The organism is Mesorhizobium sp. P2_F8, from assembly GCF_056403655.1.
Genome location: NZ_JBFUFB010000019.1, coordinates 65,938 through 82,785, shown reverse-complemented (window position 1 = coordinate 82,785; position 16,848 = coordinate 65,938). Strand labels below are relative to the sequence as shown.

At 61.2% G+C, this 16,848-nt stretch carries 17 protein-coding genes and 1 tRNA gene; 13 read left to right on the top strand and 5 right to left on the bottom strand.

Annotation, left to right across the window (positions count from 1 at the left end):
* A partial coding sequence (locus tag AC1DZP_RS31385) for an ATP-binding protein (protein ID WP_477302916.1) occupies window positions 1–189 on the top strand: 189 nt, incomplete at its 5' end.
* A 306-nt stretch (window positions 190–495) separates the two neighbouring features.
* Window positions 496–954, top strand: a complete 459-nt coding sequence (locus AC1DZP_RS31380; RefSeq protein ID WP_477307718.1) for a hypothetical protein — start codon at window positions 496–498, stop codon at window positions 952–954.
* Between the two features lie 98 nt (window positions 955–1,052).
* Here AC1DZP_RS31380 and AC1DZP_RS31375 read toward each other — a convergent pair.
* Window positions 1,053–1,127: transfer RNA gene (locus tag AC1DZP_RS31375), tRNA-Gln, on the bottom strand.
* 127 nt (window positions 1,128–1,254) lie between these two features.
* Window positions 1,255–1,599, bottom strand: a complete 345-nt coding sequence (locus AC1DZP_RS31370) for a VOC family protein (protein WP_095091959.1) — start codon at window positions 1,597–1,599, stop codon at window positions 1,255–1,257.
* 223 nt (window positions 1,600–1,822) lie between these two features.
* Between AC1DZP_RS31370 and ppdK the strand changes: the two genes are divergently transcribed.
* The 3 genes from ppdK to AC1DZP_RS31355 all read left to right on the top strand — a co-directional run bounded on the left by ppdK (window position 1,823) and on the right by AC1DZP_RS31355 (window position 6,784).
* Window positions 1,823–4,507, top strand: coding sequence for a pyruvate, phosphate dikinase (gene ppdK / locus AC1DZP_RS31365; RefSeq protein ID WP_477307716.1), 2,685 nt, complete (start codon window positions 1,823–1,825; stop codon window positions 4,505–4,507).
* A 261-nt stretch (window positions 4,508–4,768) separates the two neighbouring features.
* Entirely contained in the window at window positions 4,769–5,872 is a 1,104-nt protein-coding gene (locus AC1DZP_RS31360; protein ID WP_477307714.1) for a glycosyltransferase family 9 protein, read from the top strand.
* Window positions 5,873–6,043: 171 nt separating this feature from the next.
* On the top strand, window positions 6,044–6,784 hold the full coding sequence (locus AC1DZP_RS31355) for a polysaccharide deacetylase family protein (RefSeq protein ID WP_477307712.1): 741 nt from the start codon (window positions 6,044–6,046) through the stop codon (window positions 6,782–6,784).
* Between the two features lie 170 nt (window positions 6,785–6,954).
* Here the strand turns inward: AC1DZP_RS31355 and AC1DZP_RS31350 are convergent, their stop codons facing one another.
* Together AC1DZP_RS31350 and AC1DZP_RS31345 are read right to left on the bottom strand one after the other, a co-directional pair.
* Entirely contained in the window at window positions 6,955–7,344 is a 390-nt protein-coding gene (locus AC1DZP_RS31350) for a DUF427 domain-containing protein (protein ID WP_477307710.1), read from the bottom strand.
* A 138-nt stretch (window positions 7,345–7,482) separates the two neighbouring features.
* On the bottom strand, window positions 7,483–7,839 hold the full coding sequence (locus AC1DZP_RS31345; RefSeq protein ID WP_457154218.1) for a hypothetical protein: 357 nt from the start codon (window positions 7,837–7,839) through the stop codon (window positions 7,483–7,485).
* A 190-nt stretch (window positions 7,840–8,029) separates the two neighbouring features.
* Between AC1DZP_RS31345 and AC1DZP_RS31340 the strand changes: the two genes are divergently transcribed.
* The gene (locus AC1DZP_RS31340) at window positions 8,030–9,658 is read left to right on the top strand and encodes a fatty-acid--CoA ligase (RefSeq protein ID WP_477307708.1); all 1,629 of its coding nucleotides are present in this window, start codon (window positions 8,030–8,032) and stop codon (window positions 9,656–9,658) included.
* Between the two features lie 156 nt (window positions 9,659–9,814).
* The gene (locus AC1DZP_RS31335; RefSeq protein WP_477307706.1) at window positions 9,815–10,600 is read left to right on the top strand and encodes a DUF1499 domain-containing protein; all 786 of its coding nucleotides are present in this window, start codon (window positions 9,815–9,817) and stop codon (window positions 10,598–10,600) included.
* A gap of 10 nt (window positions 10,601–10,610) precedes the next feature.
* On the opposite strand, the gene AC1DZP_RS31330 is transcribed toward AC1DZP_RS31335, so the two are convergent.
* Window positions 10,611–11,519 (bottom strand): MBL fold metallo-hydrolase, encoded by a 909-nt coding sequence (locus tag AC1DZP_RS31330; RefSeq protein WP_477307704.1) that lies wholly within the window; start codon window positions 11,517–11,519, stop codon window positions 10,611–10,613.
* Between the two features lie 124 nt (window positions 11,520–11,643).
* Here AC1DZP_RS31330 and AC1DZP_RS31325 point away from each other — a divergent pair, with 124 nt between their 5' ends.
* The 6 genes from AC1DZP_RS31325 to rfbD all read left to right on the top strand — a co-directional run bounded on the left by AC1DZP_RS31325 (window position 11,644) and on the right by rfbD (window position 16,838).
* Window positions 11,644–12,234: a biotin transporter BioY gene (locus tag AC1DZP_RS31325; RefSeq protein ID WP_477307702.1), complete on the top strand. Its 591-nt coding sequence runs from the start codon at window positions 11,644–11,646 to the stop codon at window positions 12,232–12,234.
* 37 nt (window positions 12,235–12,271) lie between these two features.
* On the top strand, window positions 12,272–13,297 hold the full coding sequence (locus tag AC1DZP_RS31320) for an NAD-dependent epimerase (protein ID WP_477307700.1): 1,026 nt from the start codon (window positions 12,272–12,274) through the stop codon (window positions 13,295–13,297).
* Between the two features lie 133 nt (window positions 13,298–13,430).
* Window positions 13,431–14,312, top strand: coding sequence for a glucose-1-phosphate thymidylyltransferase RfbA (rfbA, locus tag AC1DZP_RS31315; RefSeq protein ID WP_477307698.1), 882 nt, complete (start codon window positions 13,431–13,433; stop codon window positions 14,310–14,312).
* On the top strand, window positions 14,313–14,867 hold the full coding sequence (gene rfbC, locus AC1DZP_RS31310) for a dTDP-4-dehydrorhamnose 3,5-epimerase (protein ID WP_095091969.1): 555 nt from the start codon (window positions 14,313–14,315) through the stop codon (window positions 14,865–14,867).
* Between the two features lie 22 nt (window positions 14,868–14,889).
* Window positions 14,890–15,960 (top strand): dTDP-glucose 4,6-dehydratase, encoded by a 1,071-nt coding sequence (rfbB, locus tag AC1DZP_RS31305; RefSeq protein ID WP_477226129.1) that lies wholly within the window; start codon window positions 14,890–14,892, stop codon window positions 15,958–15,960.
* Complete coding sequence (gene rfbD, locus AC1DZP_RS31300) at window positions 15,957–16,838, top strand: dTDP-4-dehydrorhamnose reductase (RefSeq protein ID WP_477226130.1); 882 nt, start codon at window positions 15,957–15,959, stop codon at window positions 16,836–16,838. The genes rfbB and rfbD overlap by 4 nt, the downstream gene beginning before the upstream one ends.
* Window positions 16,839–16,848: the final 10 nt, after the last annotated feature.

Sequence of the window (16,848 nt, the reverse complement as noted above, 5' to 3'; positions counted from 1 at the left end):
GAGTGGGCCAGTGTCTTCGGCGATGCCAAGATGACGACCGCGCTTCTCGACCGACTGACCCACCATTGCCACATCCTGGAAACCGGGAACGACAGCTTCCGGTTCAAAAACAGCTCCGCACACGAGCCTAAAAAAGCGAAGGAGAAAGCCAGAACCTTGACCGTCAACACCGAACCGAAACATACATGAGAGGCGGGTCACTTCTCGGTGGAAATGCCGGGTCAGTTCTCGGTGGAAATCAACAGAAAGGACGACAACGGCGTTCTTGTAGCTGAAGAACTCATACTTCTGTCGAATGTCGTCAGGGATCCTTGCATCGACGGCCGCCTGCGGATCGGCGAACTTGGTCGATAGCGAGGTGTCGGGAAGGGCCTGTGCAAGGTCGTCCTCGCTATCAAGTTCGTCCTCGAAATCATCAGCCATGATATTCTCCCGAAAGGCGGGATAGCTGATTCTGTGACGGTGAGCTAACGGCAGTAGCTGGAGGGGTATCACATGCCAATGACACGCGAGGAAGCTATCGAGGTTCGGAAGCTGACTTATGAGGATTACCAGACGAGCAAGCGTCACGCTTTCCAGCTAAATGCCGACTATGGCCGATGGTTGATAGCTTCGCTCTTGCTGGTGCATGGTGCCGCTGTCGCCTTCCTCGCGCAAAACGATCGGCTGTCGAAGTCCATATTGCCTTCTGTGTTCTGGTGGCACGTCACCGGGCTGCTTCTGGCCTTCTTATGCGGCTTTCTCGTTTGGGCGAATTGGAGCTTTCAGGCTCGCGTTTATGAAGCCGTGAACCCCGGCATGATCTTCGAAGATGAGCATTGGCCAAAATTCGATGACGGCACAAACCGCTGGATCGGCTGGACCTTTTGGGCTGGCATAGCTGCGGGTATCCTGTCGGCGCTCTGCATTCTCGGATCGGCGCTACAGGCGTATTGCCTGATGAATACGCCGTGAATGCCGACTGAATGAGACCTAGATAGGTGACCTAGAATACCCCGCGCCTAGAAATTGAAATCTCTGTAAGTATGTGATTTTATTGAATTAAATGACGATGGCTGGGGCGCCAGGATTCGAACCTGGGAATGTCGGTACCAAAAACCGATGCCTTACCACTTGGCGACGCCCCAATTGCCGTCAGAGTCGCTTGTGCGGCGCGTTCTTAGCAGAGCAGCCGAAAAGCACAATCCTTATGAGCGACGATGGGAACGCCCAAAATGGGCAGGCAACGCAGTGCTGCCAGATGACATGCGATGGCTATTCGGCCCACACCGCCATCTCRTTTCCGGCCGGATCGACAAAGTGAAAGCGCCGGCCGCCGGGGAACGAGAAGATCGGCTTGACAATCGTGCCGCCGGCACTTTCGACGGCGTCGAGTGTCGCTTCCAGATCCCTGCTGTAGAGCACGGGCAGCGGCTTGGCGGGGGCTTCCGCCGCGTCGGCCTGGAAGCCTCCGTCCAACCCCTCGGCAAAGGCTGAGTAGGTCGGTCCATAGTCGGTGAACGACCAGGCAAAGGCAGCGCTGTAGAAAGCCTTGAGCCGGTCCAGCGTTCCGCCTGTCGCCGGCATTTCCAGGTAATCGAGTTTTCCGTGTAGTTTCATGGCGCACCTTTGTTCCGGTTATGTTCTATTCCAAAAGCTCCGGAATGACAAGTCTTTTTGCCGCATCCTTGGACAGAGCTTTTGCTTAATCGATTGTAGCGGCCGCACAACTTTGCCGACGCCTTGCGTTTCGCACTGCAGCATCATATCGCTCCACAGTCGGACACGGCGGAACTTTCCGTTTCGCCAATCTTTCCAATCTCCTGCAACCGGAGAGCAAAGCATGACCAAATGGGTTTTCACCTTTGGCGATGGTGCGGCGGAAGGCCGTGCCGGCGACAGGAATCTGCTGGGTGGCAAGGGCGCCAATCTGGCCGAGATGTGCAGTCTGGGCCTGCCGGTGCCGCCCGGGTTCACCATCACCACCGAGGTCTGCAACGCTTACTACGCCAATGGTCGCACCTATCCGGCAGGGTTGGAAACGGATGTCGCGGTCGCGCTCGATCATATCGGACGGCTGACCGGCCGCCGGTTCGGCGATCCGTCGAAACTTCTGCTGGTCTCGGTGCGTTCGGGTGCCCGCGCCTCGATGCCCGGCATGATGGATACCGTGCTCAATCTCGGGCTGAACGACGAGACAGTCGAGGCGCTGGCCGCCGATTCGGGTGACGCGCGCTTTGCCTATGACAGCTACCGTCGCTTCATCCAGATGTATTCCGATGTCGTGATGGGTCTCGACCATGAGGTGTTCGAGGAAATCCTCGAAGACCAGAAGGGCGGGCTCGGCTATGAGCTCGACACCGAACTGACGGCTCTCGAATGGCAAGGCGTCATCGCGCTCTATAAGGCCAAGGTCGAGGAAGAACTCGGCAAGCCGTTTCCGCAGGATCCGAATGAGCAGCTCTGGGGCGCCATCGGCGCGGTGTTTTCGAGCTGGATGAACAACCGCGCCATCACTTACCGGCGCCTGCACGACATCCCCGAAAGCTGGGGCACGGCGGTCAACGTCCAGGCCATGGTGTTCGGCAATATGGGCGAAACCTCGGCCACCGGCGTTGCCTTCACCCGCAATCCGTCGACCGGCGAAAAGATGCTCTATGGCGAGTTCCTGGTCAACGCGCAGGGCGAGGACGTCGTTGCCGGCATCCGCACGCCGCAGAACATCACCGAGGCGGCGCGCATTGCCGCCGGATCGGACAAGCCGTCCTTGCAGAAGCTGATGCCGGACGCGTTTCAATCCTTCGTCACCATCTCCGACAGTCTGGAGAAGCACTACCGCGACATGCAGGACCTCGAATTCACCATCGAGCGCGGCAAATTGTGGATGCTGCAGACCCGTTCCGGCAAGCGCACCGCCAAGGCGGCGTTGAAGATCGCCGTCGAAATGGCAAGGGACAAGCTGATCACGAAGGAAGAGGCGGTCGCCCGCATCGATCCGGCCTCGCTCGACCAGCTGCTGCATCCGACCATCGATCCCAAGGCGGCGCGCGACGTCATCGGCGTCGGGCTGCCAGCCTCTCCCGGTGCTGCCACCGGCGAGATCGTCTTCTCCTCTGCTGACGCCGAAGAGTTGAAGACGCAAGGTCGCAAGGCGATCCTGGTGCGCATCGAAACCAGTCCTGAAGACATTCACGGCATGCATGCGGCCGAAGGCATCCTGACCACGCGCGGCGGCATGACCAGCCATGCCGCGGTCGTCGCCCGTGGCATGGGCAAACCTTGTGTGTCTGGCGCGGGCTCACTGCGCGTCGACTACAAGGCCGGCACGCTGATGGCGATGGGGTCGACCTTCCGCAAGGGCGACATTGTCACCATCGACGGCGGCAACGGCCAGGTGCTGAAGGGTGCGGTGCCGATGCTGCAGCCGGAACTGTCCGGCGATTTCGCCGCCATCATGGAGTGGGCGGACGCCGTTCGCCGCATGAAGGTGCGCACCAATGCCGAAACGCCGCTCGATGCGCGCATGGCGCGCTCCTTCGGCGCCGAAGGCATCGGGCTTTGCCGCACCGAGCACATGTTCTTCGATGGCGACCGCATCGTCGCCATGCGCGAGATGATCCTGGCCGACACCGAGAAGGACCGGCGCACGGCACTCGCCAAGCTGCTGCCGATGCAGCGCTCGGATTTCCTCGAACTGTTCGAGATCATGGCAGGCCTGCCGGTGACGATCCGCCTGCTCGATCCGCCGCTGCACGAATTCCTGCCGAAGACCGAGGAGGAGGTGGCCGAGGTTGCCGCCGCCATGAAGGTGTCGCCCGACAAGCTCCGCCAGCGCACCGACGCGCTGCATGAATTCAACCCGATGCTCGGCCATCGCGGCTGCCGGCTTGCGGTTTCGTACCCCGAGATCGCCGAGATGCAGGCACGCGCCATTTTCGAGGCCGCCGTGGAGGCGGGCAAGAAGGCCGGCGCACTTGTCGTTCCCGAAATCATGGTGCCGCTGGTCGGCCTGGTGAAGGAACTCGACTACGTCAAGGCGCGCATCGATGCCGTCGCCAAAAGCGTCATGGAGGAAACCGGCGTCAAGATCGACTATCTGACTGGAACCATGATTGAACTCCCCCGCGCGGCGATCCGCGCCCATGTCATCGCCGCTACGGCCGAATTCTTCTCCTTCGRCACCAATGACCTGACCCAGACCACATTCGGCATCTCGCGCGACGATGCGGCCTCGTTCCTGGAGACCTACCGCCAGAAGGGCATCATCGATCAGGATCCGTTCGTCTCGCTCGACATCGACGGGGTTGGCGAACTGGTGCGCATGGCTGCCGAAAAGGGCAGGGCGACACGGCCCGACATCAAGCTCGGCATCTGTGGTGAACATGGCGGTGATCCGGCCTCGATTCGGTTTTGCGAAGAGGTCGGCCTCGACTACGTGTCCTGCTCGCCCTATCGCGTGCCGATTGCGAGGTTAGCGGCCGCGCAGGCGGCGGTGCTGGTTGCGAAAGCAATTCCCGGAAAAGTGTGAAGCAGTTTCCGTCCCGAATTGCGTCAAAGCAAAGAGCTGGAGCAATTCCAGGAAAAGTGTGATACGCTTTTGCCTCGGGAATTGCGTCAAAGCAAAGGAGATTCGCCGTTTCCGTGAACGGTGAATTGCTCTAAGGCCGGCCGCGGATAGGATCCATCCGGTCGAGCTTACCGTTTTGTAAAGCAATTCACACGAACGTGCTGACGGTATTGCGTAATCATTGCGTAATTTCGAAATCCCGCCAATTGTCCTGGGAAACAGATGTTGCAGACTGCACCCGCGCCGATTCGCTCGATCCTGGTCATTCAAACGAAGTACATTGGAGATCTCGTTCTCGCCTCGGTGCTCTCAGAAAACCTGCGGCTCGAATTCCCCGATGCCAGGCTGGTGTTTCTGTGCGACGCTCGCTTCGCGAGCTTCGTCGTCGCCCATGACATTGCCTCCGAGGTGGTCACGTTCAAGCGTGCCCACCTGCGCGGCACTCCCCTGCAGCGCGGTAAAGAGCTTTACGCCGTCGTGCGGGCGCTGCGCCGTTTCCATTTCGATATGACGATCGACCTGACCGATTCAAAGACGTCACGCATGCTCACCGGGCTGGTCAATGCAAAGACCCGTGTCGGCTACAATCCCACCGAGAGACCATTGCGTCTGCTGGAGCGGCAGCCCGCCAACGTGTTTGCCAAGCCATTTGGCTTTGGTGAAGAACATTTCGTCTACCGCTATCTTTCGCCGCTCCAGGCGCTTGGCGTCGGTCTCCATGTGACGGTTCCAAACCTCCAACCGCTCCCGCCCGAGACGTCAAATGCGTTGGCGCTGCTGGGCAAGCATCATCTTCATCCAAACGCTTTCATCGCCGTGCACGCCGGCGCAAGCTTCGAAGGGCGACGTTGGCAGCCGGAGCGGTTTGCCGAGGCGATTGGCGAGATTGTCGGCGAAACCGGTTTGGACGTCGTTCTGGTGGGCGGCCCGGACGAGCGGGAGATTGCCGAACGCATCGTCGCCAGGACAGCGTCGCCCGTCGTCAATCTCGTTGGAGCGCTGTCGCTTGAGACGTTGCTGGCGGTGCTGAAGCAGGCCCGGCTGTTTCTCGGCAATGAGAGCGGCCCGATGCACATGGCGGCTGCAGCCGGAATCCCGGTTGTCGGCCTGTTCGGCTTGACGCCGCCGTCGCAGTGGGGTCCCGTCGGCGTGCCCAATATCGCGCTTCAACCGCCGATGCCTTGCGACTGCGTGGCCAGCGACCGTTGCGGCCGGCCGGATTTCGGCAGGGCCTACTGCGTCTGGCGACTGGAGGTCAAACCAGTCGTCGATGCGGTGCGCGAACTCCTTTCGCGCACCGACGTGAAGCTCGAACGCGCCATCTGAGTTCATGCGTCGCGCGGACAACGGCCATCGCTGGTCGCGGAACAAGCCGCTCACACCGCGGACAGTCAAATTGTCGCGCCGGGCGCTTTCTGCTATGCACCAACCCGATTTTCGCCTTCATGCGGGTCTTGGTATGCCTGCTTGAAAGCACCCGGTCGGGAATTCGGTTTGATGCGCCTGCTGCAAAAAACTCTCTGCATGATCGCCATGTCGTTGGCCGTGGTGTCCAGCGGCCATGCCGCGCCGCTCGTCGAGCCGACATTGCACATCAGGCCCGAGGCAAGCGGAGCCGGCCGCGTTGCGCTCACGCTCGATGCCTGCGGTGGACAGACCGACACCCGGATCCTTTCGGCGCTGGTCGAAAACAAGATACCCGCCACCATTTTCGTGACCGGCATCTGGCTGAAGCGAAACGCTGCCGCGGTCGAGGTCATGCGGGCGCATCCCGACCTGTTCGAACTGGAAAACCACGGCGGCCATCATATCCCTGCCGTCGACACGCCGCAAAAGATCTACGGCATCCGCAGCGCCGGCAGCCCTGACGCCGTGCTGGCCGAGGTCCAGTCGGGTGCCGCCGCCCTTGCCAAGACCGGCGAGCCGGCGCCGAAATGGTTTCGTGGTGCGACCGCCGAATACAGCCCGTCGGCGATCGCCATGATCCGCAAGCTTGGCTTCAAGATCGCGGGATTCTCGATAAACGGCGATGGTGGCTCATTGCTCGGCGCCAGGGAAACCGCGCGGCGCATCGCGGCGGCCAAGGACGGCGACGTCATTATCTCGCACATCAACCAGCCGACCCATGCGGCCGGCGAAGGCGTGGTGCAGGGGCTTCTGGCGCTCAAGGCCAAGGGCCTGACCTTCGTGCGGCTCGACGATGCCGACGGCTTCGGCAATCACGGCACCACGGACTAGAGCAATTCCAGGAAAGTGTGAAACGGTTTTCCGTCCGGAATTGCGTCAAAACAAAGAGTTAGAGCCGTTCGCCGTTTCCGTGAAACGGTGAACTGCTCTAGGTGCGTTGAGATTCGGGTGATGTCGGCCCGACCTGACTCCCGATGCACCTGAGAGGCAAGTCGAAGCGCTCAGCCCGGGTTTGCTTCGATGCTGACCTTGCTGGCGTAGAATGCGCCGTGGTCGCGGATTTCAGCCATTTCGTCGAAAGGCTGCTCGTAAGCCCACATCGCGTTCTGGCCGGTCTCGCCCGCAGGCAGCACGCTCCAATAGCTGGCATCGCCCTTGTAGGGACAGTGGGTCGAGTGTTCCGTGCTGCTGAGCTTGCCGAAATCGATGTCGGCGAACGGAATGTAGAAGGCTGCGGGATAGGGAGGCTCGGTCAGCACCTTGGCCTTCGTCGATGAAGCTATGACCGTGTCTCCGACTCGCACCGTAACCGTGCCGACATAAGGCTCGATGGTGATGACCTTGTCGGGATTGCGCTGGAACCCGGGTGCCGGGTTGACGATCTGATCCATGCGGGTTCTCCTTGCCTCGGCTTTAAGGTGTGTCGCGCAAACGCGTTGCGCAAGCCCTGCTGCCGCCACGCAACACGCAAACAATTAGCCCAGGCCGGGTGCAGGCCCGATCACGGTTTCGAAGATTGCCTGAGATGGTCAGGCGGCGGTCTTGAACGCATCCATCAGCCCGGCATAGGCGGCTGCGATACCGGCCACCGGATTGCTGCTTCTCGACGTGGTCTCGACCTTCAGGGGGCCGCCACCGGTTGGCAAGGTGAGCAGCAGGAACTGGCGGTTGCCACCGTCGCCGATCGACGCGGCCGCGACGTGCTGGCCTTCGCCTTCGTTCTGGACGCACATCTTGAACAGCAGTGTGCCGCCGACCGCTTCCAGCGCGCCGCCGACAACTTCAACAAATTCATCTTCGGAAACAGTCTTTGTATCAGGGCCCAGATCGGCCAGACTTTCGGCAAGCGTATTCTCAAGGGACTTGTCGTCGAGCTGCGCGTCCATGCGAACCTCTTTCAGTCGCCAATCGCCCCTTGCCCGTTAACGAACCTTAACGCCGACGATGGCCGGATTGTGGCGGTCTTGTCCGTCATGCCGATCAATGCTGGGCTTGCCGGTGCTGGTGGCTGGACAATCCGCCGGTTCGCTCCACAATGGCACGAAAAGCACGACGCAAAGCGCAGGGGAGGAACGAATGCTGGGACTGATGCAGGAATGGCCGCTGCTTTGCCATAAGCTCATCGACAATGCCGAGCGGCAGCATGGCGTGCGCGAAATCGTGTCGCGCTCGATCGAGGGGCCGATCGTGCGCACCAGCTATGCGGACATCCATCGCCGCGCCCTGAAGGTCGCCCAGCGGCTGGAACGCGACGGCTATCGCCTGGGCGACCGCATTGCCACACTCGCGTGGAACACGGCGCGCCACATCGAGGCCTGGTACGGCATCATGGGCATCGGCGCCATCTACCATACGCTCAATCCACGCCTGTTTCCCGAGCAGATCGTCTGGATCATGAACAATGCTGAGGACAAGGCTGTCTTCGTCGACCTGACCTTCGTGCCGTTGCTCGAGAAGATCGCCGGCGCCGTCAAGTCACTGAAACAGGTGATCGTGCTGACCGACAAGGCGCACATGCCGCAGACGACCCTGCCGAATGTGGTTGCCTATGAAGAATGGCTTGATGAGGCGGATGGCGACTTCGCCTGGAAGACCTTCGACGAAGGCACGGCTGCCGGCATGTGCTACACGTCGGGGACCACGGGCGATCCGAAGGGCGTCGTCTACAGCCACCGCTCGAACGTGCTGCACGCCATGATCGCCGCCATGCCTGACGCCATGGGGCTGTCGGCACGCGATACGATCTTGCCGGTCGTGCCGATGTTCCACGCCAATGCCTGGGGCCTTGGCCAGAGCGGGCCGATGATCGGCGCCAAGCTGGTCATGCCCGGCTGCAAGATGGACGGCGCCTCGATCTATGAATTGCTCGACACCGAGAAGGTGACCTTCAGCGCTGCTGTGCCGACCGTCTGGATGATGCTGCTGCAGTATCTGGAGGAGACCGGCAAGAAGCTTCCCTATCTGAACAAGGTCGTCATCGGCGGCTCGTCCTGCCCGCGCGCGATCATGACCAAGTTTCAGCAGAACTACGATGTCCAGGTCATCCACGCCTGGGGCATGACCGAAATGTCGCCGCTCGGCACACTGTGCACCTTGAAGCCGGACTATGCCGGTCTCCAGGGCGAAGCCCGGCTCGATGTCCAGCAGAAACAGGGCTATCCACCCTTCGGCGTCGAAATGAAGGTGACCGACGACGACGACAACGCTCAGCCCTGGGATGGCAAGACATTTGGCCGCTTGAAGGTGCGTGGACCTGCCGTTGCCCGCGCCTACTATGGCGGTGTTGGCTCGGAGCAGTTCGACGAGGACGGCTGGTTCGACACCGGCGACGTCGCCCACATCGACGCCGGCGGCTATATGCAGATCACCGATCGCGCCAAGGACGTCATCAAGTCCGGCGGTGAATGGATTTCGACCATCGATCTAGAGAACCTGGCTGTGGGTCATCCCGACGTCGCCGAGGCAGCAGCCATCGGCGTCCATCATTCGAAGTGGGGCGAGCGGCCGTTGCTGGTCGTTGTCCGAAAGCCAGGCAAGGAACCGACCAAGGCTGACATTCTCGACTTCATGGATGGCAAAGTTGCCAAATGGTGGATGCCGGACGATGTCGCCTTCGTCGGCGAAATACCGCACACCGCCACCGGCAAGATCCAGAAGATCACCTTGCGTCAGCAATTCCGGGACTATCGCTTGCCGACGGATTGACGGGAATGTTGCGTCTTTCGGCTTCAAGCCGCCAGCAAAAGATTCTAGAGCAATTCCGGGAATTGCGTCAAAACAAAGAGATAGAGCGGTTTATCGTTTCCGTGAAACGACGAACCGCTCTAAGTCTCCGTTCGGGTTGGGGTGGTGCGGCAATTGATGGCAAGTATTCCTGAACGGCAGACCTCGAAGGCGGCCGGATGGTCGCGACGCACGGCCGCCTTTTCGGCGGTGCTGCTGTTGACCGCTTTCGTCGGCCATCGCTTCGACCTCGTCGAAACGCCTGTCTTCCTGTGGGTGATGGGTATTGTGGCGCTGCTGGCGGCCCTGGCGCTGTTGTTTGCCGGGTTTGCCTTTTCGCGGCTGTGGAACTTCGGCGACCTTGGTGGTCGTGACCTGACAGTCGGCGCCTTGCTGGCGCTGCTGGTGCTCGCACCCTATGGCATTGCCGCCTACTGGGCGACGATCTATCCGCCGCTCAGGGATATCTCGACGGATTTCGACAATCCGCCCGCGCTCGACGTGAGCGACCGGACCAAAGACATGAATGTGCTCTCCCCATCCACGCCTGGCGAACAGCGGCTGCAGACGGAGAGCTATCCGCTGGTTAGCGCACGCAGCTACGACCTGCCGTTCGACACCGTCGTGGATGCCGTCGAGACCGTGCTCGACCGGCGCGATTGGGACCTTTCCGAGCCCTATCCAGACCTCAGGGGGCAAACCGAGGTGACGATTACCGCAGTGGCCAAGGGTTTTGTGCTCGGTCTTCCCGCCGACGTCGCGATCCGCGTGACCGACGACGGGGACACGATCATCGTCGACATGCGGTCGGCCTCTCGCTACGGCCGCTACGATCTCGGCGACAATGCCGCGCATATCGTCGATTTCCTCGCTGAACTCGACCAGGAAGTCGCCGGTCAGGTTGGCGCGGCTCCGGCCGAATGAGCTTGGCGGCCTATCTGGCCGGCGTGAAATTGCCGTCAATGGCCGGTGCGGCGTCTGTCACGACCAGGCCGCGTTCCACCAGGTGCTCGAGATGGGCAAGCACCGACAATCCGGCAGCGCCATGCAGCCGCGGGTCGGTATCGCGATAGATCGCCTTGACCATGTCCACGATCGTCCGATCGCCGGCTCTGACCCGCTCCAGGATGGCGCGCTCGCGCATCTTGCGATGCGTCTTCAACCCGCGCATGAAACGGCGCGGTGCGGTCACCGGCCCGCCGTGTCCCGGCAGCAGCAGGCGGTCCCCACGTTCGATCAGCCGGTCCAGCGAGGCCATATAGTCGGCCATCGCCCCATCCGGCGGCGCGACGATCGACGTCGCCCATGCCATGACATGATCGGCCGAAAACAGGATCCCGCTTCCTTCCAACGCGAATGTCGCATGATTGGCGGTGTGGCCCGGGGTCAAAATCGTCCTGATCGACCAGCCGTCGCCGTCGACCACCCTGTCGTCGGGCAATGCGATATCGGGAACGAAAGCCGTGTCCGCACTGGCGTCGAGCGCGTTGGTCTCGCCGATATGCAGGGGTCTTGCAGGGCGATGCGGTCCTTCCGCCAGCACGGCGGCGCCGGTGCGTTCTTTTAACCGGGCCGCCAGCGGGGAATGGTCGCGGTGCGTATGGCTGACGAAGATATGGCTGACCGGCCGGCCTGCAATCACCTCGAGCAGGGTTTGCAGATGCGCCTCGTCGTCCGGCCCAGGATCGATCACCGCCAGCGTATCGCGGCCAACGATGTAGCTGTTGGTGCCGTGAAAGGTGAAGGGGCTTGGATTGCGGGCGGTGATGCGCTGGATATCAGGCGCGACGCTCACCGCCTTGCCATAGGCGGGATCGAAGCCGGTTTCGAATTTGAGAGCCATGGCAGGTGCATCGGTGCCTTGTTCGAGGAGACGGCAAAACCGATTGCCGCATAACACACAAGCCAATATAGGAGAACGCGAGGCCGCGAACATGAGATAGCGGCAATCGGATTGGGGAAATACGATGGCAATTGCAACAACGATGCGTCCGCTTGTGTCTCTGGCTTTGCCGCAAGAGGGCGCGGCGCGGCTGGCAACGCAGCTTTTCCTGGCGATCGCCGGAACGCTGCTGCTGACCCTGTCGGCCAAGACCAAGGTGATGCTCGGGCCGGTCGACATTTCGATGCAGACGCTGGCCGTGTTGCTGATCGCCGCTGCCTTCGGGATGCGTCTGGGCGTCGCCACCGTGCTGCTCTACATGGCAGAGGGCGCAATGGGCTTTCCGGTCTTCCAGAGCACCCCGGAAAAGGGTATCGGCATTGCTTACATGCTCGGCTCGACCGGCGGCTATCTCTTGGGTTTCGTGGCCATGGCGGCGATTGTCGGCTGGGCCGCCGATCGGGGCTGGGACCGTCATCCGGGCAAGCTTTTCAGCGCGATGCTGGTTGCCGAAGTCGTCATGATGGCGATGGGCTTTGCCTGGCTGGCGCTGCTGATCGGTCCCGAAAAGTCGTGGCAGTTCGGCGTCGTGCCATTCATCGTCGGCGATCTGATCAAGGTTGCCCTGGCGGCAAGCCTGGTGCCGGCCGTGTGGTCGCTGCTGAAGCGCTCCTGAACACCGGGAGAGATCGAGGACTGGACGGGCGCTTCTGATGAAGGTCCTGGTCACCGGCGCCGCCGGCTTTATCGGCTGTCACGTATCGAAGCGCCTGCTGGAGCGCGGCGACGAGGTTGTCGGCATCGATAGCGTCAACAGCTACTATGATCCGCAGATCAAGGAGGCGAGGCTGCGGCTGCTGGAGGAAGCCAGCCGCAAGACCAATGCGAGCTATCATTTCATCCGCGGCAATCTCGCCGACAAGGGCGTGGTCGATGGTTGCTTTGCGAACCACACGTTTGACCGGGTGATCCATCTCGCCGCCCAGCCAGGGGTTCGCTACAGCCTGGAAAACCCGCATGCCTATGTCGAAAGCAACATCATCGCCTACACCAACATGCTCGAGGCCTGCCGCAGCAGCGCCGTTGCGCATTTGACCTATGCCAGCACCTCGAGTGTCTACGGCGCCAACACCGACATGCCGTTTTCCGAGCATCGGCCGGCCGATCATCCGCTGCAATTCTACGCCGCGACCAAGCGCGCCAATGAGCTGATGGCGCATAGCTACAGCCATTTGTTCGGGTTGCCGACGACCGGGCTTCGCTTCTTTACGGTGTATGGTCCCTGGGGGCGTCCGGACATGGCGCTTTTCCTRTTCACCAGAAGCATTCTTGCCGGYGAGCCGATCAAGCTGTTCAACAACGGCAACCACACGCGCGACTTCACCTATGTSGATGACATCGCCGAAGGCGTCGTCCGGGCCAGCGATARCCCGGCTGTCGGCAATGCYGCCTGGGACTCCRGCCGTCCGGATCCGGCCACCAGCAGCGCCCCCTGGCGCATCTTCAACATCGGCAACAGCAAACCGGTGAAGCTCACCGCCTATGTCGAGGCGCTGGAAAGCGCACTTGGCAGGAAAGCCATCATCGAAATGCTGCCGCTGCAGGCCGGCGACGTGCCCGATACCTTTGCCGACACATCGGCGCTGGAGCAGGCGGTCGGCTACCGCCCGGTGACGACGGTTGCCGATGGGGTAGGGCGGTTTGTGGACTGGTACCGGGCGTATTTTGGACTGACCTAGCGGAGGGCGCGCCTGGCGCGCCAATAGTCCGGCTGTTTGTCGATCGCCGAGATTGACAAGCCATTGCATGGAACCTAAGCACGAGCGCGGTTTATGTCAGGGCTGGGGGTTTAGGCATGTCAAGGAGAACTTCTTGAAAGGAATTATCCTTGCTGGAGGCAGCGGAACGCGGCTCTATCCGCTAACGTTGGCAGTCTCCAAGCAAATCCTCCCGATATACGACAAGCCGATGATCTATTATCCGCTGAGCGTTTTGATGCTCGCGGGTATCCGCGAGATTCTGATCATTTCAACGCCGCGTGATCTGCCGATTTTCCGCGAGTTGCTTGGCGACGGATCGGAGTTCGGGCTTGATTTGTCCTACGCCGAGCAACCGCAACCCAACGGACTTGCGGAAGCCTTCATCATCGGCCGGAATTTCATCGGCAAGGACAGCGTGTCGATGATCCTCGGCGACAACATCTATTTCGGTGAAGGCCTGTCGCAACTCTGCCGTGCGGCGGCATCGCGCGAGACGGGGGCTTCCGTGTTCGCCTATCATGTCGAAGATCCCCAGCGTTACGGTGTCGTTTCCTTCGACAAGGTCACCGGAACCGCCCTGACGATCGAGGAAAAGCCAGACAATCCGAAATCCAACTGGGCCGTCACCGGCCTCTATTTCTATGACAACGATGTCGTTGACATTGCCCCGGCGATCCGGCCTTCGGCGCGTGGCGAACTTGAGATCACGGCGGTCAACAATGTCTATCTCGAGCGTGGTCAGTTGCATGTGCATCGATTGGGGCGTGGCTATGCCTGGCTCGACACCGGCACCCACGACAGCTTGCACGAAGCGTCTTCGTTCGTGCGCACGATCGAACATCGCCAGGGCATCAAGGTTGCCTGCCCGGAGGAAATCGCCTTCGAACAGGGCTGGTTGACGGCGGACGATGTCCTCCAGCGCGCCACCCGCCTGGGAAAAAACGAGTATGCCGTCTATCTTCGCCGGCGCGTCGTCGAGCGGTTGGAGGAGTAAATGCTGGAGGTCAGGTCCCTTGGCATCGAAGGCGTGCTGGAAATCATTCCGAAACGACATGGCGATGCGCGTGGTTTCTTCGTCGAAACCTATCATGCCGAGCGCTTTTCACAGGCCGGCATAGGCTTGAGTTTCGTCCAGGACAATCAGTCCTATTCCGCCGCGGCGGGCGTTCTGCGCGGGCTGCACTACCAGCTTGCGCCGCGAGCCCAGGACAAGCTGCTGCGTGTCGTGCGGGGTGCGCTGCTGGACGTGGCGGTCGACATTCGTCGCAGCTCGCCAACGTTCGGAAAATGGGTTGCGCTCGAAATTACCGCCGAAAAGGGCAACCAGATTCTGGTGCCGAAGGGCTTTGCGCATGGCTTCGTGACGCTCGTGCCGGACACCGAAGTCTTGTACAAGGTGACCGATACCTATTCGCCCGAGCACGACCGCTCGATCCGTTTCGACGATCCTGCCATCGGCATCGAATGGCCGTCATTGGCTGGCGGATTCCAGCTTTCGGACAAGGACCTCAAGGCGCCGGTGTTGGCCGCCGCCGAAGTGTTCGCCTGATGGGTTGCATGAGGACAGCAACATGAATTTTCTAGTGACAGGCGGTGCCGGTTTCATCGGTTCTGCGGTGTGCCGGCATCTGTGCGCCAACCCGGCCTATCGCGTGACCAATCTCGACAAGCTTACCTACGCGGGCAATCTGGCCTCGCTGCGGCCGATCGAGAATGCCCACAATTACCGCTTCGCTCATGCCGATATCTGTGACGAGAGGGCGGTGCTCGACATTCTGCATCGGGACGAAATCGACATCGTCATGAACCTTGCTGCCGAAAGCCATGTCGACCGATCGATCGACGGACCTGGCGCCTTCATCGAGACCAACATCGTCGGCACCTATAAGGTGCTGAATGCTACGCTGGAATATTGGCGCGGCCTTCCCGACGACAGGAAAAGCCGCTTCCGCTTCCATCATGTCTCGACCGACGAAGTGTTCGGCGATCTTCCCTTTGACGGCGGTCTGTTCGTCGAGGAAACGCCTTATGCGCCGTCTTCGCCCTATTCCGCTTCGAAGGCGGCGTCGGACCATCTGGTGCGGGCCTGGCACGAAACCTATGGCCTGCCGGTCGTGCTTTCCAATTGTTCGAACAATTACGGACCCTACCACTTTCCCGAGAAGCTGATCCCGCTGGTCATCCTCAATGCGCTCGACGAAAAAACGCTGCCGGTCTATGGCGCCGGCGCCAATGTGCGCGACTGGCTGTTCGTCGAGGACCATGCGCGTGCGCTGGAGCTGGTTGCCACCAAGGGCACGCCAGGCGAGAGCTACAATGTCGGCGGCAATTCGGAGCGCACCAACCTGGGCGTCGTCGAGACGATCTGCGATCTGCTCGACATCAGGCGTCCTCGGGCCGGCGGCAAGAGCTATCGCGATCTGATCTCTTTCGTCACCGATCGTCCAGGCCATGACCGCCGCTATGCCATTGACGCCTCCAAGATCGGTCGCGAGCTTGGCTGGGCGCCGAAGGAGAATTTCGACAGTGGCCTGGCGAGAACCGTGGACTGGTTTCTCGAAAACAAGTGGTGGTGGGGGCCGATCCGCGAAGAGCGCTATGCCGGTGAGCGATTGGGCGAAGCGCGCAAGGGGGCCGCGTGAGGCTCGTTGTCACTGGGCGCGAGGGCCAGGTCGCGTCAAGCCTTCTTGAGGCCGGCCAGAGGCACGCCGGCGTGGAAGTCATCGCCATCGGCCGTCCGGAGCTCGACCTGGCAAAGCCCGATACCGTCATCGATGCTATCGCGGCCGCGAAGCCGGATATCGTCGTGTCGGCTGCCGCCTACACCGCCGTGGATCAGGCTGAGGATGAGCCTGACCTGGCATTTGCTGTGAACGCTGTCGGCGCCGGCAAGGTGGCCGAAGCCGCAGCGCAGCTTGGCATTCCCGTCATCCATCTTTCGACCGACTATGTCTTCGATGGCAGCGCTTCCGGTGCCTATGTCGAAACCGACGCGACCGCACCACGCAGCGTCTATGGTGCCTCCAAGCTCGCCGGCGAACAGGCGGTGGCAGCCGCCAATCCGCGCCATCTGATCCTGCGCACGGCTTGGGTCTACAGCCCGTTCGGCAAGAATTTCGTCAAGACCATGCTGCGGCTTGCCGCCGACCGGGATGAGATATCGGTGGTCGCCGATCAGTGGGGAAATCCCACCTCCGCGCTCGATATCGCCGACGCAGTCCTGCATGCGGCGGCGACGCTGCATGGCAACAAGAGCTTCGCTGCGTTCGGTGTCTATCATCTGGCCGGCACGGGCGAGGCCAACTGGAGCGGCTTTGCCCGCCATATCCTGGACACAAGCCGAGTGTCTGGTGGCCCTTGGGCGCGAGTACGGGACATTGCTACGAAGGACTACCCGACCAAGGCGCGACGCCCCGCCAATTCCCGGCTATCAAGCGCGAAATTCGCCTCCGTCTTCGGATGGAATGCGCCTGACTGGCGGCAATCGACTGAAGCGGTGGCGCGTCGTGTCCTGGTCTGAAAGACGGGAT

Bases quoted from the DNA above. Each gene is read 5' to 3' on its own strand.
- AC1DZP_RS31380 (WP_477307718.1), top strand. From the start codon at position 496: ATGCCAATGACACGCGAGGAAGCTATCGAGGTTCGGAAGCTGACTTAT.
- AC1DZP_RS31360 (WP_477307714.1), top strand. From the start codon at position 4,769: ATGTTGCAGACTGCACCCGCGCCGATTCGCTCGATCCTGGTCATTCAA.
- AC1DZP_RS31355 (WP_477307712.1), top strand. From the start codon at position 6,044: ATGCGCCTGCTGCAAAAAACTCTCTGCATGATCGCCATGTCGTTGGCC.
- AC1DZP_RS31350 (WP_477307710.1), bottom strand. From the start codon at position 7,344: ATGGATCAGATCGTCAACCCGGCACCCGGGTTCCAGCGCAATCCCGAC.
- AC1DZP_RS31345 (WP_457154218.1), bottom strand. From the start codon at position 7,839: ATGGACGCGCAGCTCGACGACAAGTCCCTTGAGAATACGCTTGCCGAA.
- AC1DZP_RS31340 (WP_477307708.1), top strand. From the start codon at position 8,030: ATGCTGGGACTGATGCAGGAATGGCCGCTGCTTTGCCATAAGCTCATC.
- AC1DZP_RS31335 (WP_477307706.1), top strand. From the start codon at position 9,815: ATGGCAAGTATTCCTGAACGGCAGACCTCGAAGGCGGCCGGATGGTCG.
- AC1DZP_RS31330 (WP_477307704.1), bottom strand. From the start codon at position 11,519: ATGGCTCTCAAATTCGAAACCGGCTTCGATCCCGCCTATGGCAAGGCG.
- AC1DZP_RS31325 (WP_477307702.1), top strand. From the start codon at position 11,644: ATGGCAATTGCAACAACGATGCGTCCGCTTGTGTCTCTGGCTTTGCCG.
- rfbC (WP_095091969.1), top strand. From the start codon at position 14,313: ATGCTGGAGGTCAGGTCCCTTGGCATCGAAGGCGTGCTGGAAATCATT.
- rfbB (WP_477226129.1), top strand. From the start codon at position 14,890: ATGAATTTTCTAGTGACAGGCGGTGCCGGTTTCATCGGTTCTGCGGTG.